At 41.4% G+C, this 466-nt stretch carries 1 pseudogene; it reads right to left on the bottom strand.

Annotated features, from left to right (window positions below):
- Positions 1-403 (bottom strand): annotated as a pseudogene (locus C3B51_RS22340) (transposase); the annotation flags it as partial.
- Between the last annotated feature and the right edge of the window lie 63 nt (positions 404-466).

Genomic DNA, 466 nt, shown 5'->3' with positions numbered 1-466 from the left:
TGCCCTGGCCGCTTACACCAATCGTAGTAAGCACTGGAGCTGACTCCCATAACCCGGCACAGTATAAGCGTTGGATACTCGTCAGATTGAACTTGAATGAATTGATACTTTACTTCATTTCTTTCGCAAAGAAGGCGCTGGCCTTTTTTAAAATATCTTTTTCCATTCTCAGTTGTTTTACTTCTTTGCGAAGTGCTAAAAGCTCTTCTCGCTCGGAGTTAACCAATTTGTGTCCAGCCTGTTCTTGTTCTATATGTTCCTTCCACTTGTAAAGCAAACTAGTACTAACGCCTACGGCTTCTGCGGCTTGAGCTACTGTATAACCTTGTTCACTGACTAAGGCGACAGCCTCTTCTTTAAATTCTTTAGGGTATGATTTGTATTGTCGTTTTTGCTTTGTCATGGATACCTCGATGTTTGACGTTATTGTCTCTTATCAATGTGTCCGGATCTATTAAACCACTAC

It is taken from the genome of Pseudoalteromonas rubra (genome assembly GCF_004212645.1).
GTDB classification, from domain to species: Bacteria; Pseudomonadota; Gammaproteobacteria; order Enterobacterales; family Alteromonadaceae; genus Pseudoalteromonas; species Pseudoalteromonas rubra_G.
Note: the sequence above shows the minus strand (reverse complement) of the source record. Positions and strands in the feature narration are given on the sequence as shown.